The following is a 24,044-nucleotide window of genomic DNA, read 5'->3' on the forward strand; positions in this document are numbered from 1 at the left end:
GATTCGAAAATCCATTCGCGGATTCAGGGTGGGCACAAATGCCCGTAAAGTCGGTTATTGAAGCACGAAATAGTCGTAGCGCATGGACACGGTGACCAGCAGCGGTCCGGCCTGTTCGATCACCTGGGCGCGGCGCTCGGCACTGGCGCGCCAGCCGTGGGGGGTCATCGCCAGCAGGTTGGCGCGGTCCTTGGGCTCGGCCAGGCTGAGCTGGAACTCCAGCACTTCGCTGTGTTGCAGGCTCATGCCGTCCGGCACCAGGGCCAGGTGCTTGTCGTCGGTGTACTCGCGCACTTCGTCGTACAGGCGTTCGCGCAGTTCCATCAGGTGGCCGCTGGTCGGGCCGACCTTCATCAAACCGCCGCCAGGGCTGAGCAGGCGCTTGGCTTCCTGCCAGTCCAGCGGGCTGAATACGCTGGCGAGGAACTGGCAACTGCCGTCGGCCAGGGGCACGCGGGCCATGCTGGCAATCAACCAGGTCAGCGTCGGGTTGCGCTTGCACGCGCGCTTGACCGCTTCCTTGGAAATATCCAGGGCATAACCATCGGCACGCAGCAGGGCATCGGCGATTTGTGCGGTGTAATAACCCTCGCCGCAGCCGATATCCAGCCAGCGCTGAGGCTTGCGCTCAGCGGCCAGTGCCGCCAGGCGTTTGGCCACTGGGGCGTAATGCCCGGCATTGAGGAAGTCGCGGCGCGCTTCCACCATCGCCAGGTTATCGCCCGGGTCGCGGCTGTTCTTGTGCTGTACCGGCAACAGGTTCAGGTAGCCCTGGCGGGCCCGGTCGAACCGGTGCCCGGCCGGGCATACCACGCCATTGTCCAGCTCATTGAGTGGCGCACTGCAAAGGGGGCAGGCGAGCATCAGGCGAGCAACTTGATCAGGGTCTGGTAGTAGATTTCGGTCAACACATCGAGGTCGCTGGCCAGGATACGTTCGTTGACCTGATGGATCGTCGCGTTGACCGGGCCCAGTTCCACCACTTGGGTGCCGAGGGTCGCGATAAAGCGCCCGTCGGACGTGCCGCCGCTGGTGGACGCCTGGGTCTCGCGGCCGGTGATGGCCTTGATGCTGGCCGACACCGCATCCAGCAGAGCGCCCGGCTCGGTGAGGAACGGCAGGCCCGACAGCGCCCACTCCACATGCCAGTCCAGGCCATGCTTGTCGAGAATCGCCGCAACCCGTTGCTGCAGGCCTTCGACGGTGGACTCGGTGGAGAAACGGAAGTTGAACACCGCTGTCAGGTCACCCGGGATCACGTTGGTGGCGCCGGTGCCGGAGTTGAGGTTGGAAATCTGGAAGCTGGTGGGCGGGAAGAAGGTATTGCCGTCGTCCCAATGCTCGGCGGCCAGTTCGGCCAGGGCCGGGGCGGCCAGGTGGATCGGGTTTTTGGCCAGGTGCGGGTAGGCCACGTGGCCTTGCACACCGCGCACGGTCAGGGTCGCACCGAGGGAGCCGCGCCGGCCGTTCTTGACCACATCGCCCACCAGGGTGGTGCTCGACGGTTCACCGACGATGCACCAGTCCAGGCGCTCCTTGCGTGCTGCCAGGCGCTCGATCACCGCCTTGGTGCCGTGGTGCGCCGGGCCTTCTTCGTCGCTGGTGATCAGGAAGGCGACCGAGCCCTTGTGGTCCGGGTAATCCTTCACAAAACGCTCGGACGCCACCAGCATCGCAGCCAGGCTGCCTTTCATGTCGGCCGCGCCACGCCCGCAGAGCATACCGTGCTCGTCGATCAGCGCGTCGAACGGGTCATTCTGCCAGGCCTGCAGCGGGCCGGTCGGGACCACGTCGGTGTGGCCGGCGAAGCACAGCACCGGGCCCTCGTGCTGGCCGTGGGTGGCCCAGAAGTTGTCCACATCTTCGATACGCATCGGCTCAAGCGCAAAGCCGGCGTCGCCCAGGCGCTGCATCATCAGCTTCTGGCAGTCGGCGTCGATCGGCGTCACCGACGGGCGGCGGATCAAGTCGATAGCGAGTTGGAGGGTCGGCGAAAGGTCGGCGTGGGCCGTCATGGGAAAACTCCGAAGGTGTGTCAGGGCGCAAGACGAGAGTGAAAGAGATCCAGTGTGGGAGCGGGCTTGCCCGCGATGGCATCGCTGCGGTGCAACTGATACACCGCGGCGCCTGCATCGCGGGCAAGCCCGCTCCCACAAGGGGGATCAGTGGCTGCCTGAACCCATAAAGGGCCGTTATCTTATAGCAAAACGGCGACCAGAGGCCGCCGTTTAGTGCATTACGCAAGTTTTTACGTCGCCGTTGCAGGCTCCGCGGCCACCGCCGGTTTAGGCAGCGACGAGAGGAACGCCATGATCAACGCCGCCACATACGGCAGCGATTGCACCAGCAACATCACCACCCAGAAGCGCATGTCATTGCTCGGCAGGCCCTGCACCAGGTAGATCCCCAGCGCCGCGCCCCACAGTAGCAACATGATGAACATCTCTTCGCGGGCTTCGGAAATCGCTACCCAGAAGCCGTGGTTATCCGCGTTTTTCGGTGTACGAAAGAACGGAATACTGGTGGTGAAGAAGCCATACAGCACCGCCTTGGCGATGGTGTGGGACAGCGCCAATCCGGCCAGGGCCGCGCAGAACGCATCCTTGAGGTTCACGCCCACGGCGCGACGGTAGAGGAAGATGATCTTGCCGACCTTGAACACAAACAGCGCCAACGGCGGGATTGCGAAGATCAGCAGCGGCGGGTCGACCCGGGTCGGCACAATGATCATCGCCGCCGACCACAACAGGGCACCGACGGTGAAGAAGATGTTCATGCCATCCGCCACCCACGGCAACCAGCCCGCGAGGAAGTGGTAGCGCTGGCCACGGGTCAGTTCGGTGTCCTTGCCGCGCAGCAGGCTGGCGGTGTGGCGCTTGATGATCTGGATTGCACCATAGGCCCAGCGGAACCGCTGTTTCTTGAAGTCGATAAAGGTATCGGGCATCAGGCCCTTGCCGTAGCTGGTGTGGTAGTACGCAGCCGACAGGCCTTTCTCGAATACCCGTAGGCCCAGTTCGGCATCTTCACAGATGCACCAGTCGGCCCAGCCCAGCTCTTCGAGCACCGAGCGGCGGGTCATGGTCATGGTGCCGTGCTGGATGATCGCGTCGCGGTCGTTGCGGGTAACCATGCCGATATGGAAGAAGCCTTTGTATTCGGCGTAGCACAGCTTCTTGAAGGTGCTTTCGTTCTGGTCGCGGTAATCCTGGGGCGACTGCACTACGGCGATTTTCGGGTCGGCGAAGTGCGGCACCATGTGCTTGAGCCAGTTGGGCGATACGCAGTAGTCCGAGTCGATCACCGCGATCACTTCGGCGTCCTTGGCGGTGTGCGGGATCAGGTAGTTCAGTGCGCCACCCTTGAAACCGGCCAGGGGCGCGACGTGGAAGAACTTGAAGCGCGGGCCCAGGATGGCGCAGTAGTCGCGTACCGGCTCCCACACCGCCGGGTCCTTGGTGTTGTTGTCGATGATCAGGACTTCGTAGTCCGGGTAATCGAGGGCGGCCAGGGCGTCGAGGGTCTGTTTGACCATCTCCGGCGGTTCGTTGTAGCACGGCACATGGATAGATACTTTCGGGCGGTAGTCCGAATCCCCTTCAACCGGCAGGAATTCACGCCGACGCTTGTGGGTCCAGACCGCTTCCGCCAGCTCATGGGCCTCGGTCAGCAGCACGATAAACACGCCCAGGGCGCCCAAGGCGAGTAAGAAGCCGACGACCAGGCTGAACCAGGTGCTGTATTGCTGGCTGTAGTCGTAGCCGATCCACACCAGTACCGACCCGCACAGGAACGCGATAAAGGTCAGGAAGGTGCGGCCACGCTGGCGCAGGGCCGAGCCGTCGATCATCAACAGGGTCAGCGACAGCAGTGCCAGCACTACCGAGCCGATGGCCAGCACCCGCCATTGCGGGATGGCCACCACCGGGCCTTCAAAGTTGAATTTCTGCTGGCGCGCGGCGTTGAACACGCCCCAGTAGGCGCCCACCGAGCCTTCGTCACTGGCTTTCCAGGGTTGGTCGAAGGCTTCGATTACAAAGTAGTTGTAGCCCTGGCGGTTCAGCTTGTTGACCAGGGTGCGCAGGTAAATGGCCTGGTCGGCCGGGGAGGCGTCCGCGCCACCGCGCATGCGCCCATTGCTCGGCCAGCCGACTTCCGACAGCAGGAGTGGCTTTTTCGGGAAGGTCTTCTTCAGATCCTTGGCCCGATCGAGGACGAATTGCCCGGCCTGGGCCATCGGCACATGTTCCCAGTACGGCAGGACGTGCGCGGCGATCAGGTCGACATGCTTGCCCAGTTGCGGGTTGTGTTCCCAGATATGCCACTGCTCGGAGGTGGTTACCGGTACTTTGACAGCTGCGCGCACCCGATCCAGCAGGACGATCAACTCCTCGGGGGTGATTTCCTTGCGGAAGATGGCCTCGTTGCCCACCACCACGCGGACCACGCTGCGCGAGGTGTTGGCGATCTCGATGGCCCGCTGGATCTCGCGCTCGTTGCGCTCGAGGTCCGGGCTGATCCAGATCCCCAGGGTCACGCGCAGGCCGAATTCTTCGGCCAGCTTGGGGATATTGCCCAGGGGGCCGTCGACCGAATAGGTCCGAATGTTGTCCGTCAGCTTGCTCATGATCGCAAGGTCCTGACGCATTTGTTCGTCGTTCGGATACTGGTCTTTCTGCGGGTACTGGCCTTGCTGGAACGGCGAGTAGGAAAACCCGGAAATCTGCTGGGGCCAGTTGGGGGTAGTGACCGGGCGGTTGATCAGCGCCCAGAAACCGGTGAACAGCGCGGCAATTGCCAGCACCACCACCAGGTTGAGTCCAAATTTACGCGATGACATAGCTGTTTCGGGTTCCAAAGGGTGTGGAACGAATGGAGGTGTCGAACGGCGCGCATCCTACACCGGCCCTTCCCTGGGCGTACAGCAAGCCCGGAAAAACCGGGCATTGGGCAGCGAAAGCGTCGGTAAGTTCTTTAGTTATAGCTTGTAGCTTAGAACTTATCGCTGCGTAGCCCTATAATGCGCGCCGGTTTTTGGGGTAATGGTCATGAGTACAGAAGATCCACGGTTTGCCGGCGTCGCCCGCTTATATGGCATTGAAGGTCTGGAACGCTTGAAAGCGGCCCATGTGGCCATCGTCGGCGTGGGCGGTGTCGGTTCGTGGGCGGCGGAAGCCATGGCCCGTTGCGGGGTGGGCGAGATCTCGCTGTTTGACCTGGACGACGTGTGCGTCAGCAACAGCAACCGCCAGTTGCACGCCCTAGACAGCACGGTGGGCAAGCCCAAGGTCGAAGTGATGGCCGAGCGCCTGCGCGCGATCAACCCCGATTGCACGGTGCATGCCGTGGCAGACTTCGTGACCCGTGACACCATGGCCGAATACATCACGCCAACCATCGACTGCGTGATCGACTGCATCGACGCGGTCAACGCCAAGGCGGCGCTGATTGCCTGGTGCAAGCGCCGCAAGATCCAGATCATCACCACCGGCGGCGCGGGCGGGCAGATTGATCCGACGCTGATCCAGGTGTGCGACCTGAACCGCACGTTCAATGACCCGCTGGCCTCGAAAGTGCGCTCCACCTTGCGCCGCGACTACGGGTTCTCGCGTACCGTGACCCGGCACTACAGCGTGCCTTGTGTGTTCTCCACCGAACAGCTGCGTTATCCCAAGCCCGATGGCAGCATTTGTTTGCAGAAGAGTTTTGTCGGGGATGGGGTGAAGCTGGACTGCGCCGGTGGGTTTGGCGCGGTGATGATGGTGACCGCGACGTTCGGCATGGTCGCGGCGACCAAGGCGGTGGACAAGATCGTGGCCGGGGTGCGCAGGCCTTCGGAACGGGTCAAGCCTGCATAAATATCACTGCCCTGCATCAATCAAAAATGTGGGGGCGGGCTTGCTCCCACAGTTAGTTTTGCGTATGGCTCAAGTCGCGCATGCGCTGCAGGACTGCATTCAGGCCATTGCTGCGCGATGGCGACAATTGGCGGGAAAGCCCCAGTTGGTTGAACCAGTCAGGCAGGTCGACCGCCTGTAACTCGGCTGCCGACAGCCCATTGACCCGCGCCAGCAACAACGCCACCAACCCTCGAATCAAGCGAGCTTCGCTGCTGGCAGCAAACTGCCAATGGCCGTCGTGCAAGTGCCCCACCAGCCACACCAGGCTTTCACAGCCCTGTACCAGGTTGGCGTCGATTTTATCGGCCTCGGCCAAGGCCGGCAGTCGCTCGCCCCATTGCATCAGCATTCGCGCGCGTTGCTCCCAACTGCCCACTGCCTGAAAGGCTTGCAGTGCGGCAACGGCCTCTACAGGCAGGCTCATCGCAGCATGTCCAGCGCCTGGTCCAGGGCTTCAAAGAAGCGCTCCAGGTCATCGGAGTCGTTGTACAGCGCCAGGGACACCCGGATCGCCCCCGAGAGCTGCAGGCCTTTGAGCAAGGGCATAGCACAGTGATGGCCGGCGCGTACCGCGATGCCTTGCTCGGTCAGCAGGTGGGCGAGGTCGGCGTTGTGCACACCCTCCACCACAAAGCTGGCCAGGGCCACCTGCGGCGAACCCAGCAGACGCACACCATTGCGGGCCTGCAAGCCGCGCAACAGGTAGTCATGCAGCGCCGCTTCGTGGGCGTTCACCGCCTGTTGATCCAGCGAGCTCAGGTAATCCAGGGTCGCTCCCAGGCCAATTACCCCGGCAATCGGTGGCGTGCCCGCTTCAAAACCCAGGGGCGCCGGGCGGAAGCTGGCGCTGTGGTAGTCCGCCTGTTGCACCATCTCGCCACCAAACTGCCAGTGGCGTAGCCGATGCAGGGCCTCGTTGCGCCCATACAGCACGCCGACACCGTCGGGGCCGTAGAGTTTGTGGCTGGAAAACACATAGAAGTCGCAACCCAGGGCCTGCACGTCATGGCGACCGTGGACAACCCCCTGGGCGCCATCCACCACGGTCAAGGCGTCGTGGGCCTTGGCCAGTGCCAGCAACTGCGGCAATGGCTGCCAGACACCCAGCACGTTGGACAACTGGCTCACCGCCAGCAGCCGGGTGCGTGGCCCGATCATCGCGGCGGCGGCTTGCAGGTCGATCAAGCCCTCGTTGTCGAGGGGCAACACCACCAGCGTGAGTTCGCGACGCTTGGCCAGTTGCTGCCAGGGCAGCAGGTTGGCGTGATGTTCCAGGGCGCTGATGACAATCTCATCGCCCGGGTTGAAAAGGTGCTCGAGGCCATAGGCCAGGAGGTTCAGCGCAGACGTCGCGCCGTGGGTAAAGATGATCTGCCCGTTGTCACCTGCGTTGAGCCATTGCGCCACTTTGCTGCGACTGTCCTCGAACCCTTGAGTCGCATGGGCGCCCGGCAAATGCTGGGCACGGTGCACATTGGCCGCGCCATTGGCGTAGTAATGGCTGAGGGCGTCCAACAGGGCTTGAGGTTTTTGCGTGGTTGCGGCGTTGTCCAGGTAGGTCTGGTCTTGCCGTTGCAAGGTAGCGATGGCCGGGAAATCGGCGCGCCAGGGCGAGGGCACAAGCATGGGATTGAAGACTCATATGAACCGGCCGCGTTGGAAAATGCGGCCGGTTCCGGTGGCATCGAGTCGCTGCTTAGTTGTGAGCGTGCAGCGCTGCGTTCAGTTCGATGGCCGACTTGTGGGTTTTGCACTCCACGGCACCGGTCTCGGAATTGCGGCGGAACAGCAGGTCGGGCTGACCGGCCAATTCACGGGCCTTGACCACCTTGACCAGTTGGTTCTGCTCGTCGAGCAGCGCCACTTTGGTGCCGGCGGTCACATACAGGCCCGATTCCACGGTGTTGCGGTCGCCCAATGGGATACCGATACCGGCGTTGGCACCGATCAGGCAGCCTTCGCCGACCTTGATCACAATGTTGCCGCCGCCCGACAGGGTGCCCATGGTGGAGCAACCGCCGCCCAGGTCCGAACCCTTGCCGACGAAGACGCCAGCCGATACACGGCCTTCGATCATGCCCGGGCCTTCGGTGCCGGCGTTGAAGTTGATGAAGCCTTCATGCATCACTGTGGTGCCTTCGCCTACATAGGCGCCCAGGCGCAGGCGTGCGGCATCGGCGATACGCACACCGGCCGGCACCACGTAGTCGGTCATTTTCGGGAACTTGTCCACCGAGAACACTTCCAGCAGTTCGCCACGCAGGCGTGCTTCCAGCTGGCGCTCGGCCAGTTCGCCGATGTCGATCGCACCCTGGCTGGTCCAGGCCACGTTCGGCAGTTGCGGGAACACTCCGGCCAGGCTCAGGCCATGGGGCTTGACCAGGCGGTGGGACAGCAGGTGCAGCTTGAGGTAGGCCTCTGGGGTGGAGGTCAGCGCGGCGTCTTCGGCCAGCAGGGTGGCGACCAGCGGCTTGTGGCTTTCGGCCAGGCGCGTCAGCAGGGCGGCCTGGGTGGCATCTACATTTTTCAGGGCGTCGACCAGTTGCGAGGCCTGGGCAATGGTAAACGTGATGGCCTGGTTGCCTTCGCTATAGCCAAGGATCGGCGCGATGGCGGCGACGATTTCGGCCGAAGGGTTGAGCAACGGTTGCGCGTAAAATACTTCCAGCCAAGCACCTTGGCGGTTCTGGGTGCCGACGCCGAAGCCCAGGCTGAACAGGGAATTGGACATGCTGTTACCTCTGCAAAAATGAAGTGGCTGGCCTACTTGAGGGCCGCCGAATAACTATCTGGCTTGAAGCCAATCAGGGTTCTGTCACCGAGATCGAGCACCGGGCGCTTGATCATCGAGGGTTGTGCGAGCATCAGTTCAATAGCTTTCGCCTGGTCGAGATCGGCTTTGCGTTCGTCTTCGAGTTTGCGAAAGGTCGTGCCTGCACGGTTCAAAACCACCTGCCAACCGTGCTCGTTGCACCATTGGGTCAAGTGTTCGCGGTCAATACCGGCCGTCTTGTAGTCATGAAACGTATAGCTGATGGCATTTTCATCGAGCCAGGTACGGGCCTTTTTCATGGTGTCGCAGGCTTTGATGCCGAAAATTTGTAACTGTTTGTTTTTATTGGGCATATTTCATTCCTAAAAATCGCCCCAATAGGGTCGCAAAAAATCAGCCAAGGATTATGCCACGTAGAACCACTGCGCGCAGGCTACCTGGCCCAAAGGCGGTAAGGTCACGCGTAGGCTGCTTGATCCTCTGGAACCAGGCGGATTTCCACGCGCTGGCCCAGGGCCCGAGCGGCGCTGGCTAAAGTGGCGAGGGTCATGCCCGAGTCATTTTGATCAAGGGCACGGTCCACGGCGGTTCTGCTGGTATGCATCCGTTCTGCCAGCGCTTTTTTGCTGACTCGCTGATGCTTCATCGCCTGGCTGAGCTGCCAGGCGATAACACGCTTGAGGGCCGCCGCGCAGACCTCTTCGCCGAGCCCTTGCTCAGCGAGGAAATCATCAAAGTCAGAGCCTATATGTTTGTTCATGTGTTGTACCTCATAACCTTGCCTTGCGCTGCTTGGCGGTTGCCATGTCGTGCGCCGGTGTTTTTTGGCTTTTCTTGATGAAGCCATGGAGTAGCACCGTGTTGCTGCCGACCACCGTGAAGATAATGCGGGTGATGGTGTCTTCCAGGTCAGCCCTGACCTCCCATAGCCCGGAATCGAGCTTGCGCACCACGGGCATGCCGATTGGCCATCCCAGTTGCACAGTTTTTATTTCCACTCCAATGAGTCGTCGATGTTCACGAGGTAAGTTTGTCAGCCATTCACGTACCGGCTCGTTACCTGCGTCAGTGCGAAAAAAACTCACATGTAAAGTGAGTGGGTTTTTACTCATGTGTCGAAGTGTACCTAAAATGGTGCATTTTTCAATGTGTCGCTCTCCAGTCCGCCATCCATGGGGCTTGGCCCTGGCTGCGACTTATGTGCAACGGTCATGGAGCAGCATAGGCAGCTAATATGGCACTTCAAAGGCGCGTTGCTGCCTCAAGTGTGTCATCGCAAGTCGATTGTCCGGGAACCCCGCTTTATGCAAACCGCCTACACCGTTCTTATCCTGCTGATGCTGGTCAGCGTTTCGCGTCTGGTCGGGCGTGTGATCCCTTTGCCGTTGCCATTGGTGCAGATTGCCGCCGGTGCCTTGCTGGCATGGCCGACCCTGGGGCTGCATGTGGCCCTGGACCCGGAATTGTTTCTTTTTCTGTTCCTGCCGCCGCTGCTTTTTTCTGATGGCTGGCGCATGCCCAAGCGTGAGCTGTGGCGCCTGCGTGGGCCGATCCTGACGCTGGCAGTGGGGCTGGTGCTGTTTACCGTGGTGGGCGCCGGGTATTTTATCCACTGGCTGCTGCCGAGCATTCCGCTGCCGGTGGCCTTCGCCCTGGCGGCCGTTTTATCGCCGACGGATGCGGTGGCCGTGTCGGCGATTTCCCAGAACCGCTTGCCCACCCCCTTGATGCACATGCTCCAGGGCGAAGCCTTGATGAACGATGCGTCGGGCCTGGTGACCTTCAAGTTCGCCCTGGTGGCCGCGCTGACCGGGGTGTTTTCCCTGGCTGATGCCAGCCTGACGTTTGTGCTGGTGGCGGTCGGTGGCCTGGCCATCGGCGTGGCCCTGAGCTGGCTGGTGGGGCGCCTGCGGGCCTGGATGATTGCCCGGGGTTGGGATGACCCGGCGACCCATGTGGTGTTTATGTTGCTGCTGCCGTTCGCTGCTTATGTACTGGCCGAGCGTCTGGGGGCGTCGGGGATTCTGTCGGCGGTGGCGGCGGGCATGATGCAGAGCTGGCTGGACCTGCTGCCACGCCAGACCAGTACGCGCTTGCTCAATCGCAGTGTCTGGTCGCTGTTGGAGTTTGCTTTCAACGGTTTGATCTTCCTGCTGCTGGGCCTGCAATTGCCGGACATCATCAAGGCGGTAACCAGCCACGAAGCCACGCTGTGGCCGACCTTGCTCTATCGCTGCCTGGATGTGATCGCGATCTTCCTGGTGCTGCTGGTGCTGCGGTTTATCTGGGTGCAGAGCATCTGGCGCCTGTCCGGCCTGCTGCGGCGCCTGCGCGGTAAAAGCGAGCTGACCCTGGTGCCAACCGCCCGGTCCTGCTGGCTCTTGACGGTTGGCGGGGTGCGCGGGGCAGTGACCCTGGCCGGTGTGATGTCCGTGCCGTTGCTGTTGGCACCCGGCCAGGCGTTTCCCGAGCGTGACTTGCTGATCTTTATTGCCGCTGGGGTGATCCTGTTGTCGTTGGTCGCCGCCTGTATTGCCTTGCCGCTGTTGCTGCGGGGGATCGAAAAGAGCCCGGATGACAAGCGGCGTGGCGAGGTGCGCGATGCCTGGAAAAAAACTGCCGAGGCGGCGATTCATGCCCTGGAGGTGGAGGAAACCGCCGACGGGGTGCCCCTGGACGCGACCCAGGCCGCATTGGCGGCGGAGCTCAAGGCCCGGATCATGTCGGAATACCGCCATCAGTTGGAGGTATTCAACGACTCGGCCGAAGCCCAGGCACTGGCGCTGCAGATGGATCACCTGGAGCGTAAATGGCGGCTCAAGGCTTTGCGCGCGCAACGCTTGGAGCTGTATAGCCTGAGTCGCCATCACCAGATTGGTGATGATGTGCTACGCGAAGTGTTGGCGGACCTGGATATGAGTGAGGCGAACCTGGGGACTCAGAAATAGCCCCCATGCGTTCGGCAGGCGTGTCGTTGCGGGTGGGCACGAGTCGATGGATGGGGATGTCAGGGGATAACGGGGTTATCAGGCTCATGGTCTCTGCTCGCTGGGCGGTTCCCAGGTAGTGGAGAGTCAAAGGGGGTTGGTTCCCGGGTTTCAGGTAAAGCGGCTGTACCTTCAGGTATTGATCAAGCTCCTGATTGCGGTATTCAGCAGTTTGCCCAGGGGGGAGTTGTCGGGTGGGTACAGTGAGCGGATGAACTGTTTGTCACCGTCAGACAGTTGCGTGTTAGTGAAGATCGCATGGCCGTCGTTCATGACCTCTTTGGAATACCCGTAATGCATGATGGAGGCTCGGTCATAAGCGCTGACTTTGACGTCGTTGTGGTGAAAGGGGTCGATGATGTCGTGATCGGCCTGGCGGCGGGTTTTATCCCGTGACTTATAGTCTTCGTAGATTTTCTCTTTGTTGATATCCAGCTGGCGGTCCGGGTGTTTGTGCTCGTGCCTCAAGCCCAGGGCGTGGCCGAATTCGTGCTGTATTTTGCCGGCCGTGTAGATTGACGGTGTGGCAAATCCGATACTCATGGTCGGTTCCGAGGCGGGTGCTTTTTTTGCGCTGGTGCCCTGCCACGACCAGCCCGCGTTGGTGTTGTTGTCTGCGGCGATGCGGATGTCGCCGTTGGGGCTGTCGATAAACTTGAAGTACAGGTTGGTGTGCGGCGCCCATTTGTTGATGTTGTCTTTGATCAGGGCCTTTTGCTCATCGGTCATGTCCAGCAACGAGATTTTCAGCACGGAATGTTGCGGCCACATTTTTTCGGGGGAGACTACCCCGCGTTTGTTCCGGTTGAGGCCGGGCGTAGGGGCGTCGAGGGGGTGTTGCGCAGGAATGCGGGTTGAAACAGTGAGTGCCATATTCTTCCACCCATTATGGTCAATGCTTGACAGGCGTTGGGTGGCGTTCTTGTGCGTTTGTGTTCCTGCTCAACGGTGTCCAAATGTGGTCGCCCCCCACATGGGGGGCGGCCCACCAGGCATCAACGACGGCGTTGGATAAAGTCACGAATCCGTTCAGCCGCCTCGACGCATTCGGCCAATGGCGCAACCAATGCCAGGCGTACCCGCCCGGCACCGGGATTAAAACCGTCCACTTCCCGCGACAGGTACGAGCCCGGCACCACGGTCACATGCTCCTCCACGAACAAATCGCGGCAGAACGCGGCATCGTCACCCTTGACGTTCGGCCACAGGTAGAAACCACCGTCCGGGTTCTGCACGTCCAATACCGGCTTGAGAATCGCCAGCACGGCGTCGAATTTCTGCCGGTACAGGTCACGGTTGGCCTGGACATGGGCCTCGTCCTGCCACGCGGCGATGCTCGCCAGCTGGGTTTGCACCGGCATGGCGCAGCCGTGGTAGGTGCGGTACAGCAGGAAGGCCTTGAGGATCTCGGCCTCGCCGGCCACAAACCCGGAGCGCAGGCCCGGCAGGTTGGAGCGCTTGGACAGGCTATGGAATACCACGCAACGCTTGAAGTCCTCGCGCCCCAGCTCCACGCAGGCGCTGAGCAGGCCTGGCGGTGGGGTTTGCTCGTCGAAGTACAGCTCGCTGTAGCACTCGTCGGCGGCGATCACGAAATCGTACTGGTCGGCCAGGGCAATCAGTTTTTTCAGGGTCTCGACCGGGATCAGCGCGCCGGTCGGGTTGCCGGGGGAGCACAGGAACAGGATCTGGCAGCGTTTCCAGATAGCCGGCGTCACCGCATCGAAGTCCGGGTTGAAGCCGTTTTCATCCAGGCACGGCAAGTAATGCGGCTTGGCCCCGGCGAGGAACGCTGCGCCTTCGTAGATCTGGTAGAACGGGTTTGGGCTGACCACCAGGGCATCGTCGCCGCGGTTGACCACGGTCTGGGTGAAGGCGAACAACGCTTCACGGGTGCCATTGACCGGCAGGATATTGCGCGCCGGGTCCAGCCAGCCCTGGGGCACGCTGAAACGTCGTTCGCACCAGGCGCCAATCGCCTCGCGCAAGGCAGGAATGCCCAGGGTGGTGGGGTACACCGCCATCTGGTCCAGGTTGTTGGCCAGGGCCTGGGCCACGAAATCCGGGGATTTGTGCTTGGGTTCGCCGATGGACAGGGCAATCGGGCGCTTGTCCGGGTTCGGCGTGACACTGCCCAGCAGGGCGCGCAGTTTCTCGAACGGGTAGGGCTGCAGTTGGTTCAGGGCGTTGTTCATCGCAAATCTCGTTCAATTCGGTTGTAAGCATGCGGTCTGTCGGGCGCAGCAGAACTAAATGTGGGAGCGGGCTTGCTCGCGATAGCGGTGTGTCAGGCGAACCGCCATCGCGAGCAAGCCCGCTCCCACAAGGGAAGCTGCGTGTTCATATGGATAATCGCATCGTCTGCGCCCCAGGCTCCTGGTTCACGCTCAATTGCGCAACAATGGCGTCCTGCAAGCGGCGGCACAATTCAGGGTCGGACAGCGGCTGGTTGTCGGCATCGGTAATAAAGAACACATCTTCGACCCGCTCGCCCAGGGTGGCAATCTTGGCGTTCTGCAACGACAGGTCAAACTCCAGGAAAATCCCGCCGATCCGCGCCAGTAGGCCAGGGCGATCCGGGGCGCTGAGTTCCAGCACCGTCACCGGGCGCTGGGCATCGTTGTGGATGGTCACCTGGGGCGCAAAGGCAAAATGCTTGAGCTGGCGCGGCACCCGGCGCTGGATGATGGTCGGGTAGTCGTCGGGGTTGCGCAGGGCTTCGGTCAGGCCTTCGCGGATCTTTTTCACGCGCTCGGGGTTGTCGCCGATGGACTCGCCTTCGGTGTCGAGCACGATGTAGGTGTCGAGGGTGAACTGGCTGCTGGAGGTAATCACTCGCGCGTCATGGATATTCAGGTTGAGCTGGTCCATCGCGGCCACGGTCACGGCGAAGAAGTCATGCTGGTCCGGGGCATAGATGAAGATCTGCGTGCCGCCCTCGAATTCGCGCTGGGTGGTTTCCTTGATCAGCACCAATGGGCCGCCATCGGCCGGCTGCTGGAGGATCGCGTCGGTGTGCCAGGCCACATCGCCTGCGGTGTGGCGCAGGAAGTAATCATCGCCCAGTTGCGACCACAGCTGTTCCACATCGTCGGGATCGTTGCCGCCACGCACCAGGATATCCAGGGCTGCGCTTTGGGTGCGGCGGATCTGTTCTTCGCGGTCCACCGGGTTCTCCAGGCCGCGACGCAAGGCGCGCTTGGTCTCGGTGTAGAGCTGGCGCAACAGGCTGGCGCGCCACGAATTCCACAGCGTGGGGTTGGTGGCGTTGATGTCGGAGACGGTCAGCACGTACAGGTAGTCGAGACGGGTTTCGTCGCTGACGATCTGCGCAAAGTCATGGATCACCTGCGGGTCGGACAAGTCCTTGCGCTGGGCGGTGGTGGACATCACCAGGTGGTTCTGTACCAGCCAGACGATCAGGCGGCTGTCCCATTGCGGCAACTGGTGGCGCTGGCAAAAGGCTTGGGCATCCACCGCGCCGATTTCCGAATGGTCGCCATGCCGGCCCTTGCCGATATCGTGGTACAGGCCGGCCAGGTAGATCAGCTCGGGCTTGGGCAGCTTGGCCATCAGCTTACTGGCCAGCGGGAATTTTTCCGACACCTGGGTGTATTGCAGCTTACGCAGGTGTTTGATCAGGTTCAGGGTGTGGGCATCGACCGTATAAATGTGGAACAGGTCATGTTGCATCTGCCCGACAATAAAGCCGAACTCCGGCAGATAGCGCCCGAGGATGCCGTAGCGGTTCATGCGCCGCAGGTTGCGGTGGATGCCGATCTTGCACTTGAACAGCTCGATAAACAGGCTGGTATTGCGGATGTCGTGGCGGAACTCGTCATCGATCAGGTGGCGGTTTTCCCGCAGCAGGCGGATGGTATCGGCGCGCACGCCCTTGATTTCCGGTTGCTGGGCCATCAGCACGAAGATTTCCAGCATGGCAAAGGGCGTGCGTTTGAACACGTTGTCGTTGCGTGCCTCTATATAGCCATCGTGCAGTTGGAAGCGCGCATTGATCGGTTGCGGCGGCGCTTCGTCTTCGGGGGCCAGGATCACTTCTTCAAAGTGCTGGATGATCAGGTCGCTGAGCTGGGCGATGCTCATGACCACCCGGTAGTACTGTTGCATAAAGCTTTCGATGCTGGTCTTCGCGTCTTCGCCCTCGAAGCCCAGCAGGGTGGCGATGGAGCGCTGGTGGTCGAACAGCAAGCGATCTTCGGAGCGTGCGGCCAGCATATGCAGGGCGTAGCGCACCTTCCACAAAAACTCCTGGGACGAGGCCAGCAGGGCGTTTTCACTTTCGACCAAAAAGCCTTCGCCGGCCAGGGCCCGCAGGTTCAGGGTGCCGTACTGGCGCCTGGCTACCCACAAGATGGTCTGGATATCCCGCAGCCCGCCGGGCGAGCCCTTGACGTTGGGTTCCAGGTTGTATTCGGTGTCGTTGTACTTGTGATGCCGGGCTTTCTGCTCGGTGCGCTTGGCCAGGAAGAACTCCTTGCTCGGCCACATATGCGCAGTGCTGGTGACTTCCAGCATGCGCTGGCGCAGGCGCTCGGGGCCGCAGATGGTGCGGCTTTCCATCAGGTTGGTGACCACCGTCAGGTCGGCTCGGGCTTCTTCGGCGCATTCCGCCACCGAGCGCACGCTCTGGCCGACTTCCAGGCCGATGTCCCATAGCAGCGTCAGAAAACGCTCGATGGAATCGCGAAAGATCTCGTGGTCGGCGCTGTCCAGCAGGATCAGCAGGTCAATGTCGGAGTAGGGGTGCAGTTCGCCCCGGCCGTAGCCGCCGACGGCCACCAGGGCGATATCGGCGTCCTCGCTCCAGTCGAACTGTTCCCAGGCCTTTTGCAGGATGTTATCGACGAACCAGGCGCGATCCTCGATCAGCCGGCGAATCTCCCGACCGCTGCGAAAGCGCCCGTCGAGCACCTCGCGGGCCTGGCGGATGGCCTTCTTGAAGGCGGCAATGGGGCTTGCCTTCAGCGCCAGTTCCGCCTGGAACTGGCCGCGGTCGAAGAGTTCGGGATCCACCTGGGGCATCGATCGGCTTTCCTTTCTATCTAGGTGTGGTCACAACGTCGCTATCTGGAAAGCCCGCTGCAAGCATCAGGCCGAAACGCGGGGAATCGTGTCATCGGCGCGCAGGGTGAAGATCTCGTAGCCTGTCTCGGTGACCAGCAGGGTGTGTTCCCACTGCGCCGAGAGCTTGCGGTCCTTGGTGATGGCGGTCCAGCCGTCGCCCAGCACCTTGGTGTCGGCCTTGCCCTGGTTGATCATCGGCTCGATGGTAAAGGTCATGCCCGCCTTGAGTTCCATGCCGGTGCCGGCACGGCCGTAGTGCAGGATCTGTGGCTCTTCGTGGAACACCTTGCCGATGCCGTGGCCGCAGAACTCGCGGACCACCGAGAAACCGTTCTTTTCGGCGTGTTTCTGGATCACTTCGCCGATATCGCCCAGGCGGCAGCCCGGCTTGACCAGTTCAATGGCCTTGTACATGCATTCCTGGGTGACCTGGGACAGGCGCTCGGCCCACACCGGTACGTTGCCAACGTGGAACATGCGGCTGGTATCGCCGTGATAGCCGTCCTTGATCACCGTGACGTCGATGTTCAGGGTGTCGCCGTCCTTGAGCGGTTTGTCGCCCGGGATACCATGGCAGACCACGTGGTTGATCGAGGTGCAGATCGACTTGGGGAAGCCTTTGTAGTTCAGCGGCGCGGGGATGGCTTTCTGCACGTCGACAATATAGTCGTGGCAGATACGGTCCAGGGCCTCGGTGGTGATACCGGGTTTGACATGCTCGGCAATCATTTCCAGCACATCGGCAGCCAGTTTGCCGGCAACGCGCATGCCTGCGATGTCTTCAGCGGTTTTCAGGGTAACGGTCATACAGGCTCTCTCTAGCGCGAGGCGCTGAAATCAATACGGTTTACGGGCGTGCGACAAAAAGGTGCAGCGTTCGCACAAGCCCAAAAAACGCGATTCTAACAGACGCAAGGTGCAAACCATGAGTGTCTGGCTATCGCTTCTCTCTATAAGGTGCGGGTATTTTCACCCGATTCAATGGCTTGGGTAGCAATGCCGGCAAGCAAATGCGATTGCGGGTTTCGTTTTGGTCGTTGCTGTGGTATAAAATGCGCCGCTTTCCGGGGATACCCCGCAAAGCTTAAATCCACACACGTGTCGACACGATGACCTGGGTGCCGGAGGCCTTGAAGCCGCTGGTTGGTCATTGGGATACGTGGAGGCCAAACCCGACTTATTAAGGAACTATCATGTCCCAAGTCAACATGCGCGATATGCTGAAGGCCGGTGTGCACTTCGGTCACCAGACCCGTTACTGGAACCCGAAAATGGGTAAATACATTTTCGGCGCGCGTAACAAGATCCACATCATCAACCTTGAAAAAACCCTGCCAATGTTCAACGAAGCGCTGACTTTCGTAGAGCGCCTGGCCCAGGGCAAAAACAAGATTCTGTTCGTCGGCACCAAGCGTTCCGCTGGCAAGATCGTTGCTGAAGAAGCAGCACGTTGCGGTTCGCCGTACGTCGATCACCGCTGGTTGGGCGGCATGCTGACCAACTTCAAAACCATCCGTGCTTCCATCAAGCGTCTGCGTGACCTTGAAGTGCAAGCCGAAGATGGTACTTTCGCCAAGCTGACCAAGAAAGAAGCGCTGATGCGCTCCCGTGACCTGGAAAAGCTCGATCGTTCCCTGGGTGGTATCAAGGACATGGGCGGTCTGCCTGACGCACTGTTCGTTATCGACGTTGATCACGAGCGCATCGCGATTACCGAAGCCAACAAGCTGGGCATCCCGGTTATCGGCGTAGTCGATACCAACAGCAGCCCGGAAGGCGTTGACTACATCATCCCAGGCAACGATGACGCAATCCGCGCTATCCAGCTGTACATGGGTTCGATGGCTGACGCTGTAATCCGTGGCCGCAACAATGTTGGCGGCGGCACCGTAGAGTTCGCTGCTGAAGAAGCACCGGTCGCTGCAGCTGAGTAACTGACGCCCTGGCGTTGACTCAGTAAGCAAAAAGGGGGCTTGGCCCCCTTTTTGCCACCTCGAAAACCATTTGTGAGCGGCACAGCTACAGCATCTGTAACGTGCAGCGGTTAACAAGGGTGGTTCGGGAAGAATTGAACGCCCGTACAAGTCGGGTGGAATGGTTGAAAACCTATCCAAGAGGAATTTGAAAATGGCAGCAATTACTGCAGCGTTGGTTAAAGAACTGCGTGAGCGTACTGGCGAAGGCATGATGGACTGCAAGAAAGCCCTGGAAAAGGCTGACGGCGACATCGAAAAAGCCATTGATGACATGCGTGCTTCGGGCGCGATCAAGGCTGCCAAGAAAGCAGGCAACGTCGCTGCTGAAGGCGCGATCGCTCTGAAGGAAGACGGCAAATCCGCCGTTCTGCTGGAAGTGAACTCGCAGACCGACTTCCTGGCCCTGCAAGACGACTTCAAGGCATTTGTTGCTGCCAGCGTTGAAAAAGCGTTCGCCGACAAACTGACTGACGTCGCTCCGCTGATCGCAGCTCAAGAAGCTGATCGTCTGGTACTGGTCGGCAAGGTTGGCGAAAACGTCAACATCCGTCGCCTGGTACGTGTTGAAGGTGACGTGGTTGGTGGTTACCTGCACGGTAACAAGATCGGTGTTGCCGTTGTCCTCAAGGGCGGCAACGTTGAGCTGGCCAAAGACATCGCTATGCACGTAGCGGCCAGCAACCCTGAGTTCCTGCTGCCTTCGGAAGTTTCTGCCGAAGCGATCGAGCGCGAAAAAGCTGTGTTCCTGCAGCTGAACGAAGAAAAAATCAAAGGCAAGCCAGAAAACATTGTTGAGAACATGGTCAAAGGCCGTATCAGCAAGTTCCTGGCCGAAGCAAGCCTGGTTGAGCAGGCGTTCGTCAAGAACCCTGAAATCAAGGTTGGCGAACTGGCCAAGAAAGCCGGTGCTGAAATCGTTTCCTTCACCTACTTCAAAGTAGGCGACGGCATCGAGAAGCCGGTCGACAACTTCGCTGAAGAAGTTGCTGCCCAGCTGGCTGCCGCCAAGCAATAAGACAGTTTTCAACTGTCGCCCAAGAGAGGCTGCCCGCTCACGCGCGCAGCCTCTTTTCAAATGGGAGGCTCAATTTTATTTGGCTTCCCTTTGGAACTGGCTTACAAAGCCGTGTTCCGATGGCGCTGTGACAGCGTCCAGCTAGAGTGAACGCAAGCCGTAAACGGCTCGCCAAGAATTTTTTAAAAATACGCCGCAGGAGAGATTCGCAATGGCTCAGCAGGGCAGTGGTTATCAGGCTCGCTATAAACGCATTCTACTCAAGCTTAGCGGCGAGGCCCTGATGGGCTCGGAAGAGTTCGGGATCGATCCCAAGGTGCTTGACCGCATGGCGCTGGAAGTCGGCCAACTGGTCGGCATCGGCGTCCAGGTCGGCCTGGTGATCGGTGGTGGCAACCTGTTCCGTGGTGCAGCGCTCAGTGCGGCTGGCATGGACCGGGTCACTGGCGACCACATGGGCATGCTGGCCACTGTGATGAACGCCCTGGCCATGCGCGACGCCCTGGAGCGGGCCAATATCTCGGCCATCGTGATGTCGGCCATCTCCATGGTGGGCGTGACCGATCACTATGATCGCCGCAAAGCCATGCGCCACCTGAACGCCAAAGAGGTGGTGATCTTTGCCGCCGGTACTGGCAACCCGTTCTTCACCACCGACTCGGCTGCCTGCCTGCGTGCCATCGAAATCGATGCTGACGTCGTGCTCAAGGCCACCAAGGTCGATGGTGTCTACACGGCCGATCCATTCAAAGACCCCCATGCCGAGAAGTTCGATCATCTGACTTATGATGAAGTGCTGGATCGCAAGCTGGGTGTAATGGACCTGACGGCAATCTGCCTGTGCCGCGACCACAAGATGCCGCTGCGCGTATTTAACATGAACAAGCCCGGCGCCCTGCTGAATATCGTACACGGCGGCGCAGAAGGGACTCTGATCGAGGAAGGCCAACAATGATCAATGAAATCAAGAAAGACGCCCAAGCGCGTATGCAAAAATCCCTGGAGTCTCTGGCCCATGCATTTGGCCAGATTCGTACCGGCAAGGCCCACCCAAGCATTCTGGGCAGTGTGATGGTGCCGTACTACGGCTCCGACACTCCGCTGAGCGGCGTGGCCAACGTGACCGTAAAAGACTCGCGCACCCTGCAAGTCGTGGCCTTCGAGCGCAACATGCTCGCCGCCGTCGACAAAGCCATCCAGAGCGCCGGCCTGAACCTCAACCCGACCAACCTGGGTGAGCTGCTGCTGATCTCCATGCCGGCCCTGACCGAAGAAACCCGCAAGGGCTTCACCAAGCAGGCGCGCAGCGCAGCGGAGGATGCCCGTGTTGCCGTGCGCAACATCCGTCGCGATGCCTTGGGTGACCTGAAGAAGCTGGTCAAGGACAAGGAAATCAGCGAAGACGAAGAGCGTCGCGCAATCGCCGATATCGACAAGCTGACCAAGGAATCCGAGGCCCTGATCACCAAGGCCACGGAAGAGAAAGAAAAGGACCTGATGGCCGTATAAGGGGTCAGGACGCCTTCATGGAAAAGACCAAGCAGACTGTGCCCGCCGTGGTGCCGCGCCATGTCGCGATCATCATGGACGGGAATAATCGCTGGGCGAAAAAACGCTTTATGCCGGGTGTCGCCGGGCATAAGGCGGGTGTCGATGCGGTGCGGGCCGTGATCGAGGTGTGTGCCGAGGCCAAGGTCGAGGTATTGACCTTGTTTGCCTTCTCCAGTGAAAACTGGCAACGGCCGGCCGACGAGGTCAGCGCCTTGATGGACCTGTTCTTCAAGGCCTTGCGTCGTGAGGCCAAGCGCCTGAACGACAACAATATCAGCCTGCGCATCATTGGCGATCGCTCGCGGTTCCACCCGGAGCTGCAGGCAGCCATGCGCGAGGCCGAGGCGATCACCGCTGGCAGCAACCGTTTCGTCCTGCAAATCGCCGCCAATTATGGCGGGCAATGGGATATCGCCCAGGCTGCACAGCGCCTGGCGCGTGAAGTGCAGGCCGGCCATCTGCGGCCGGAAGACATCACGCCCGAGTTGTTGCAAACCTGCCTGGTGACTGGCGACCTGCCATTGCCGGACCTGTGCATCCGTACCGGTGGCGAGCACCGTATCAGCAACTTCCTGTTGTGGCAGTTGGCCTATACCGAGCTGTACTTCTCCGACCTGTTCTGGCCGGACTTCAAACACGATGCCATGCGCAATGCGCTGGCCGATTTCGCTTCCCGTCAGCGTCGCTTCGGTAAAACGAGCGAGCAGATCGAAGCTGGAGCCCGGGTTTAATGCTTAAACAACGAATCATCACGGCACTGATCCTGCTGCCGATTGCCCTGTGCGGGTTTTTCCTGCTTGAAGGCGCCGGCTTTGCGCTGTTCATTGGCCTGGTCGTGACCCTGGGCGCCTGGGAATGGGCGCGCCTGGCCGGGTTTGCCGAGCAACTGCCGCGGGTGGTGTACGCCGCTGTTGTCGCGGTATTGCTGTTTTTGATGTACATCCTGCCGGATGTCGCCCCCTGGGTGCTGGGGGCGGCGGTGCTGTGGTGGGCGTTGGCGACATTCCTGGTGTTGACCTACCCGCGTACCAGCGGCCAGTGGTCCAGCGTCGCCTGCAAGCTGGTGATCGGCCTGCTGATCCTGCTGCCGGCCTGGCAGGGCCTGGTCTCTATCAAGCATATGGCCCTGGGCAACGGCTTGATCCTGGCGGTGATGGTGCTGGTCTGGGGCGCGGATATCGGGGCGTACTTCTCCGGCCGTGCCTTTGGCAAGCGCAAGCTGGCCCCGGCGGTCAGTCCTGGCAAGAGCTGGGAAGGGGTGTACGGCGGGCTGGCGTTGACGTTGCTGATTACCCTGGTCGTCGGCGTTGTGCGCGAGTGGGATGCCAGGCAAATCCTCCTGGCCCTGGTCGGCGCAGCGGTGGTCGTACTGATTTCGGTGGTCGGCGACCTGACCGAAAGCATGTTCAAGCGCCAGGCCGGGATCAAGGACAGCAGTAACCTGCTGCCGGGCCATGGCGGCGTACTGGACCGCATCGACAGCCTGACGGCGGCGATCCCGGTGTTTGCCGTGCTGTTGTGGATGGCTGCTTCGTGAGCCGCCTACAGCAAGTGACCGTGCTGGGGGCTACCGGCTCGGTCGGGTTGAGCACCCTGGATGTGATTGCCCGTCACCCTGGGCGCTATCAGGTATTCGCCCTGACCGGCTTCAGCCGCTTGAGCGAGCTGTTGGCGCTGTGCGTGCGCCATGTGCCGCAGTTCGCGGTGGTGCCGGATGCGGCCGCCGCCCGTGGTTTGCAGGACGACCTGCGGGCGGCGGGCCTGGCGACCGAGGTCTTGGTCGGCGAGGAGGGTTTGTGCCAGGTATCCGCCGCGTCTGAGGTGGACACGGTGGTCGCTGCTATTGTGGGTGCTGCCGGCTTACGTCCGACCCTGGCGGCGGTTGATGCCGGCAAGAAAATCCTGCTAGCCAATAAAGAAGCGCTGGTGATGTCCGGCGCGCTGTTTATGCAGGCCGTGCGCAAGAGCGGCGCCGTGCTGCTGCCGCTGGACAGCGAGCACAACGCGATTTTCCAGTGCATGCCGGGTGACTTCGCCCGCGGCCTGAGCCAGGTCGGCGTGCGGCGTATTCTGCTGACCGCCTCCGGCGGCCCGTTCCGCCAGACGCCATTGGCCGAGCTGGAACACGTTTCTCCCGATCAGGCCTGTGCCCACCCCAATTGGTCGATGGGGCGCAAGATCTCGGTGGATTCGGCGAGCATGATGAACAAGGGTCTGGAGCTGATCGAGGCCTGCTGGCTGTTTGATGCCCGTGCCGATCAGGTCGAAGTGGTGATTCATCCGCAAAGCGTGATTCACTCCCTGGTCGACTATGTGGACGGTTCGGTGCTGGCCCAGTTGGGCAACCCGGACATGCGCACGCCGATTGCCAATGCCCTGGCATGGCCCGAGCGGATTGACTCGGGTGTGGCGCCCCTGGACCTGTTTGCCATTGCACGCCTGGATTTCGAGGCGCCGGATGATCAGCGCTTCCCTTGCCTGCGCCTGGCGCGTGAGGCGGCAGAGGCGGGTAACAGTGCTCCGGCGATGCTCAATGCGGTCAATGAAGTGGCGGTTGCCGCGTTTCTTGAGCGGCGCATCCGCTTTCCACAGATCGCGAGTATCATCGAGGAAATTTTGAGCCTTGAGCCGGTGGTTGCCGTGAATGATTTGGGCGCCGTGTTCGAGGCGGATGCCAAGGCCCGGCTCTTGGCCTGGCAATGGTTGAAACGCCACGCAGGTTAGTCGGCAGGCGCGGGATTGGAATGCGGAGAGATT

The 24,044-nt window shown here is 60.9% G+C and carries 22 protein-coding genes; 9 read left to right on the forward strand and 13 right to left on the reverse strand.

What is annotated here, in order from left to right; genetic code table 11:
• Window positions 1–54: 54 nt before the first annotated feature.
• The 3 genes from BLL38_RS08490 to BLL38_RS08500 all read right to left on the reverse strand — a co-directional run bounded on the left by BLL38_RS08490 (window position 55) and on the right by BLL38_RS08500 (window position 4,840).
• A complete protein-coding gene (locus tag BLL38_RS08490) occupies window positions 55–864 on the reverse strand; it encodes a putative RNA methyltransferase (protein ID WP_076962154.1) in 810 nt (269 codons plus the stop codon).
• Complete coding sequence (gene dapE, locus BLL38_RS08495; RefSeq protein ID WP_076962155.1) at window positions 864–2,015, reverse strand: succinyl-diaminopimelate desuccinylase; 1,152 nt, start codon at window positions 2,013–2,015, stop codon at window positions 864–866. The genes BLL38_RS08490 and dapE overlap by 1 nt, the downstream gene beginning before the upstream one ends.
• A gap of 233 nt (window positions 2,016–2,248) precedes the next feature.
• Window positions 2,249–4,840: a glycosyltransferase gene (locus tag BLL38_RS08500; RefSeq protein WP_076962156.1), complete on the reverse strand. Its 2,592-nt coding sequence runs from the start codon at window positions 4,838–4,840 to the stop codon at window positions 2,249–2,251.
• A 208-nt stretch (window positions 4,841–5,048) separates the two neighbouring features.
• Between BLL38_RS08500 and tcdA the strand changes: the two genes are divergently transcribed.
• Complete coding sequence (gene tcdA, locus BLL38_RS08505) at window positions 5,049–5,858, forward strand: tRNA cyclic N6-threonylcarbamoyladenosine(37) synthase TcdA (protein WP_065938764.1); 810 nt, start codon at window positions 5,049–5,051, stop codon at window positions 5,856–5,858.
• Window positions 5,859–5,910: 52 nt separating this feature from the next.
• Here the strand turns inward: tcdA and BLL38_RS08510 are convergent, their stop codons facing one another.
• The 6 genes from BLL38_RS08510 to BLL38_RS08535 form a co-directional block, all read right to left on the reverse strand.
• Complete coding sequence (locus BLL38_RS08510; protein ID WP_076962158.1) at window positions 5,911–6,324, reverse strand: SufE family protein; 414 nt, start codon at window positions 6,322–6,324, stop codon at window positions 5,911–5,913.
• Window positions 6,321–7,526 carry an aminotransferase class V-fold PLP-dependent enzyme gene (locus BLL38_RS08515; RefSeq protein ID WP_076962159.1) on the reverse strand — a complete coding sequence of 402 codons (1,206 nt, stop codon included), beginning with the start codon at window positions 7,524–7,526 and terminating at the stop codon, window positions 6,321–6,323. Before BLL38_RS08515 ends, BLL38_RS08510 begins: the two co-directional genes overlap by 4 nt.
• A gap of 70 nt (window positions 7,527–7,596) precedes the next feature.
• Entirely contained in the window at window positions 7,597–8,631 is a 1,035-nt protein-coding gene (dapD, locus tag BLL38_RS08520) for a 2,3,4,5-tetrahydropyridine-2,6-dicarboxylate N-succinyltransferase (protein ID WP_076962160.1), read from the reverse strand.
• 32 nt (window positions 8,632–8,663) lie between these two features.
• A complete protein-coding gene (locus BLL38_RS08525; RefSeq protein ID WP_076962161.1) occupies window positions 8,664–9,026 on the reverse strand; it encodes an ArsC family reductase in 363 nt (120 codons plus the stop codon).
• 104 nt (window positions 9,027–9,130) lie between these two features.
• On the reverse strand, window positions 9,131–9,433 hold the full coding sequence (locus tag BLL38_RS08530) for a helix-turn-helix domain-containing protein (protein WP_076962162.1): 303 nt from the start codon (window positions 9,431–9,433) through the stop codon (window positions 9,131–9,133).
• A gap of 10 nt (window positions 9,434–9,443) precedes the next feature.
• Window positions 9,444–9,785: a type II toxin-antitoxin system RelE/ParE family toxin gene (locus tag BLL38_RS08535; RefSeq protein ID WP_076962163.1), complete on the reverse strand. Its 342-nt coding sequence runs from the start codon at window positions 9,783–9,785 to the stop codon at window positions 9,444–9,446.
• Window positions 9,786–9,977: 192 nt separating this feature from the next.
• Between BLL38_RS08535 and BLL38_RS08540 the strand changes: the two genes are divergently transcribed.
• Window positions 9,978–11,621, forward strand: coding sequence for a Na+/H+ antiporter (locus BLL38_RS08540; RefSeq protein ID WP_076962164.1), 1,644 nt, complete (start codon window positions 9,978–9,980; stop codon window positions 11,619–11,621).
• 171 nt (window positions 11,622–11,792) lie between these two features.
• On the opposite strand, the gene BLL38_RS08545 is transcribed toward BLL38_RS08540, so the two are convergent.
• The 4 genes from BLL38_RS08545 to map all read right to left on the reverse strand — a co-directional run bounded on the left by BLL38_RS08545 (window position 11,793) and on the right by map (window position 17,552).
• Window positions 11,793–12,533 carry a M12 family metallopeptidase gene (locus tag BLL38_RS08545; protein WP_083743047.1) on the reverse strand — a complete coding sequence of 247 codons (741 nt, stop codon included), beginning with the start codon at window positions 12,531–12,533 and terminating at the stop codon, window positions 11,793–11,795.
• A gap of 122 nt (window positions 12,534–12,655) precedes the next feature.
• Complete coding sequence (gene dapC, locus BLL38_RS08550; RefSeq protein WP_076962166.1) at window positions 12,656–13,855, reverse strand: succinyldiaminopimelate transaminase; 1,200 nt, start codon at window positions 13,853–13,855, stop codon at window positions 12,656–12,658.
• A 145-nt stretch (window positions 13,856–14,000) separates the two neighbouring features.
• A complete protein-coding gene (locus BLL38_RS08555; RefSeq protein WP_076962167.1) occupies window positions 14,001–16,703 on the reverse strand; it encodes a [protein-PII] uridylyltransferase in 2,703 nt (900 codons plus the stop codon).
• A 66-nt stretch (window positions 16,704–16,769) separates the two neighbouring features.
• Window positions 16,770–17,552: a type I methionyl aminopeptidase gene (map, locus tag BLL38_RS08560; RefSeq protein ID WP_038446451.1), complete on the reverse strand. Its 783-nt coding sequence runs from the start codon at window positions 17,550–17,552 to the stop codon at window positions 16,770–16,772.
• A gap of 386 nt (window positions 17,553–17,938) precedes the next feature.
• Between map and rpsB the strand changes: the two genes are divergently transcribed.
• The 7 genes from rpsB (at window position 17,939) to ispC (ending at window position 24,011) form a co-directional block, all read left to right on the forward strand.
• Window positions 17,939–18,679: a 30S ribosomal protein S2 gene (gene rpsB / locus BLL38_RS08565; protein ID WP_029297291.1), complete on the forward strand. Its 741-nt coding sequence runs from the start codon at window positions 17,939–17,941 to the stop codon at window positions 18,677–18,679.
• 193 nt (window positions 18,680–18,872) lie between these two features.
• On the forward strand, window positions 18,873–19,736 hold the full coding sequence (gene tsf / locus BLL38_RS08570; RefSeq protein ID WP_029297289.1) for a translation elongation factor Ts: 864 nt from the start codon (window positions 18,873–18,875) through the stop codon (window positions 19,734–19,736).
• A 211-nt stretch (window positions 19,737–19,947) separates the two neighbouring features.
• Window positions 19,948–20,691: a UMP kinase gene (gene pyrH / locus BLL38_RS08575; RefSeq protein ID WP_003172271.1), complete on the forward strand. Its 744-nt coding sequence runs from the start codon at window positions 19,948–19,950 to the stop codon at window positions 20,689–20,691.
• Window positions 20,688–21,245 (forward strand): ribosome recycling factor, encoded by a 558-nt coding sequence (frr, locus tag BLL38_RS08580; RefSeq protein ID WP_076962168.1) that lies wholly within the window; start codon window positions 20,688–20,690, stop codon window positions 21,243–21,245. The genes pyrH and frr overlap by 4 nt, the downstream gene beginning before the upstream one ends.
• Window positions 21,246–21,262: 17 nt before the next feature.
• A complete protein-coding gene (gene uppS / locus BLL38_RS08585) occupies window positions 21,263–22,018 on the forward strand; it encodes a polyprenyl diphosphate synthase (RefSeq protein ID WP_076962169.1) in 756 nt (251 codons plus the stop codon).
• Entirely contained in the window at window positions 22,018–22,824 is an 807-nt protein-coding gene (locus tag BLL38_RS08590; RefSeq protein WP_076962170.1) for a phosphatidate cytidylyltransferase, read from the forward strand. The genes uppS and BLL38_RS08590 overlap by 1 nt, the downstream gene beginning before the upstream one ends.
• A complete protein-coding gene (gene ispC / locus BLL38_RS08595) occupies window positions 22,821–24,011 on the forward strand; it encodes a 1-deoxy-D-xylulose-5-phosphate reductoisomerase (RefSeq protein ID WP_076962171.1) in 1,191 nt (396 codons plus the stop codon). Before BLL38_RS08590 ends, ispC begins: the two co-directional genes overlap by 4 nt.
• Window positions 24,012–24,044 lie beyond the last annotated feature (33 nt).

This window comes from Pseudomonas gessardii, assembly GCF_001983165.1.
GTDB lineage: Bacteria > Pseudomonadota > Gammaproteobacteria > Pseudomonadales > Pseudomonadaceae > Aquipseudomonas > Aquipseudomonas gessardii.

Excerpts from the sequence above, each read along its gene's own strand:
- BLL38_RS08535 (WP_076962163.1), bottom strand. The coding sequence starts at position 9,785 with ATGAGTAAAAACCCACTCACTTTACATGTGAGTTTTTTTCGCACTGAC.
- BLL38_RS08510 (WP_076962158.1), bottom strand. The coding sequence starts at position 6,324 with ATGAGCCTGCCTGTAGAGGCCGTTGCCGCACTGCAAGCCTTTCAGGCA.
- BLL38_RS08545 (WP_083743047.1), bottom strand. The coding sequence starts at position 12,533 with ATGGCACTCACTGTTTCAACCCGCATTCCTGCGCAACACCCCCTCGAC.
- tsf (WP_029297289.1), top strand. The coding sequence starts at position 18,873 with ATGGCAGCAATTACTGCAGCGTTGGTTAAAGAACTGCGTGAGCGTACT.
- frr (WP_076962168.1), top strand. The coding sequence starts at position 20,688 with ATGATCAATGAAATCAAGAAAGACGCCCAAGCGCGTATGCAAAAATCC.
- BLL38_RS08500 (WP_076962156.1), bottom strand. The coding sequence starts at position 4,840 with ATGTCATCGCGTAAATTTGGACTCAACCTGGTGGTGGTGCTGGCAATT.
- dapE (WP_076962155.1), bottom strand. The coding sequence starts at position 2,015 with ATGACGGCCCACGCCGACCTTTCGCCGACCCTCCAACTCGCTATCGAC.
- rpsB (WP_029297291.1), top strand. The coding sequence starts at position 17,939 with ATGTCCCAAGTCAACATGCGCGATATGCTGAAGGCCGGTGTGCACTTC.
- pyrH (WP_003172271.1), top strand. The coding sequence starts at position 19,948 with ATGGCTCAGCAGGGCAGTGGTTATCAGGCTCGCTATAAACGCATTCTA.
- BLL38_RS08525 (WP_076962161.1), bottom strand. The coding sequence starts at position 9,026 with ATGCCCAATAAAAACAAACAGTTACAAATTTTCGGCATCAAAGCCTGC.
- map (WP_038446451.1), bottom strand. The coding sequence starts at position 17,552 with ATGACCGTTACCCTGAAAACCGCTGAAGACATCGCAGGCATGCGCGTT.
- uppS (WP_076962169.1), top strand. The coding sequence starts at position 21,263 with ATGGAAAAGACCAAGCAGACTGTGCCCGCCGTGGTGCCGCGCCATGTC.
- BLL38_RS08540 (WP_076962164.1), top strand. The coding sequence starts at position 9,978 with ATGCAAACCGCCTACACCGTTCTTATCCTGCTGATGCTGGTCAGCGTT.
- BLL38_RS08490 (WP_076962154.1), bottom strand. The coding sequence starts at position 864 with ATGCTCGCCTGCCCCCTTTGCAGTGCGCCACTCAATGAGCTGGACAAT.
- BLL38_RS08555 (WP_076962167.1), bottom strand. The coding sequence starts at position 16,703 with ATGCCCCAGGTGGATCCCGAACTCTTCGACCGCGGCCAGTTCCAGGCG.
- BLL38_RS08515 (WP_076962159.1), bottom strand. The coding sequence starts at position 7,526 with ATGCTTGTGCCCTCGCCCTGGCGCGCCGATTTCCCGGCCATCGCTACC.
- BLL38_RS08590 (WP_076962170.1), top strand. The coding sequence starts at position 22,018 with ATGCTTAAACAACGAATCATCACGGCACTGATCCTGCTGCCGATTGCC.
- BLL38_RS08530 (WP_076962162.1), bottom strand. The coding sequence starts at position 9,433 with ATGAACAAACATATAGGCTCTGACTTTGATGATTTCCTCGCTGAGCAA.
- dapC (WP_076962166.1), bottom strand. The coding sequence starts at position 13,855 with ATGAACAACGCCCTGAACCAACTGCAGCCCTACCCGTTCGAGAAACTG.
- tcdA (WP_065938764.1), top strand. The coding sequence starts at position 5,049 with ATGAGTACAGAAGATCCACGGTTTGCCGGCGTCGCCCGCTTATATGGC.
- dapD (WP_076962160.1), bottom strand. The coding sequence starts at position 8,631 with ATGTCCAATTCCCTGTTCAGCCTGGGCTTCGGCGTCGGCACCCAGAAC.